Origin of the sequence: Phenylobacterium sp., assembly GCF_024508875.1 — a bacterium.
Taxonomy (GTDB): domain Bacteria; phylum Pseudomonadota; class Alphaproteobacteria; order Caulobacterales; family Caulobacteraceae; genus Phenylobacterium.
Window position 1 is genome coordinate 1 of sequence record NZ_JANINU010000329.1, and the last position, 1540, is coordinate 1540.

The 1540-nt window shown below is 69.9% G+C and carries 1 protein-coding gene; it reads right to left on the reverse strand.

Features of this window, described 5'->3' with window-relative positions; all coding sequences use genetic code 11:
• The coding region (locus Q0L11_RS21280; RefSeq protein ID WP_296599939.1) for a DNA topoisomerase at positions 1 to 1540 on the reverse strand (1540 nt) is incomplete at both ends.

Sequence of the window (1540 nt, forward strand, 5' to 3'; positions counted from 1 at the left end):
ACGTTGGCGTTGGTCGAGCCGTGCTTGATGTAGGGGCCGTAGCGGCCCGAGAGCACGCGGATCGGCTGGCCGTCGGCGGGGTGGGCGCCCAGCTCCTTCAGCGCAGCCGCCTCGCCGCCGCGCTTGCCACCGGCCCGCTTGGTGGCGATCAGATCGACGGCGCGGTTGACGCCCACCTCGAACACCTCGTCGATGCTGGGGAGGTTGGCGTAGGTGCCCTCGTGCAGCACGAACGGGCCGAAGCGGCCGAGGCCGGCCAGGATGGGCTTGCCGTCCTCCGGGTGCTTGCCGACTTCGCGCGGCAGGCGCAGCAGCCGCAGGCCCTTCTCCAGGTCCATGTCGGGCGCCGACCAGCCCTTGGGCAGGCTGGAGCGCTTGGGCTTCTCGCCTTCGCCGAGCTGGACATAGACGCCGAAGCGGCCGGTCTTCAGGAACACCGTCTCACCGGTCACCGGGTCGACCCCCAGCTCGCGGTCGCCGGCGGCGGCGTCCTCGCCCTCCTCGGCCACCGAGAGCGGGCGGGTGTGGCGGCACTCGGGATAGTTCGAGCAGCCCAGGAACGGCCCGAAGCGGCTGGATTTCAGCCCCATGCGGCCGGTGTTGCATACCGGGCAGGCGCGCGGGTCGCTGCCGTCCGGCTTCTCCGGGAACAGGTGCGGGCCGAGCGTGGCGTCCAGCGCGGTCAGCACGTCGCTGATCCGCAGCTCCATCATCTCGGCGATCTTCGGGTTGAAGTCGGACCAGAACTCGCGGAGCAGCACCTTCCAGTCCAGATCGCCGGCCGAGACCAGGTCGAGCCGTTCTTCCAGGCCGGCGGTGAAGTCGTATTCGACGTAGCGGCCGAAATACTCCTCCAGGAAGCCGATCAGGAGGCGGCCCTTGTCCTCGGGGACAAAGCGCTGCTTCTCCATGCGGACGTACGCGCGGTCGCGCAGCACGGTGAGGATCGAGGCGTAGGTCGAGGGCCGGCCGATGCCGAGCTCTTCCATCTTCTTGACGAGGCTGGCCTCGGAATAGCGCGGCGGCGGTTCGGTGAAGTGCTGGTCGGCCTTGGCCGAGCGCACCTTGGCCTCGGCGCCCTCGGCGACCTGGGGCAGGCGGCCGCCTTCCTCGTCCTCGGGGTCGTCCTGGCCTTCCTCGTAGACCGCGAGGTAGCCCGGGAAGGTCACCACCTGGCCGGTGGCGCGCAGGCCGGTCCGGCCATCGGAGGACTCCAGATCGATCACCGTGCGCTCGATGCGCGCGCTTTCCATCTGGGAGGCGATCATCCGCTTCCAGATCAGCTCGTACAGCCGGCCGAGGTCGCCCTCCAGGCGCAGCTTGCCGGGGTTGCGGGCCAGGCTGGTGGGCCGGATGGCCTCGTGGGCCTCCTGGGCGTTCTTGGCCTTGGTGGAGTAGAAGCGCGGCTTCTCCGGCACATAGTCCTTGCCGTAAAGGCCGCCGATCACGGCGCGGGCCTCGTCCAGGGCCTCGGGCGCGGTCTGCACGCCGTCGGTCCGCATGTAGGTGATGAGACCCACGGTCTCGCCGCCGATGTCGA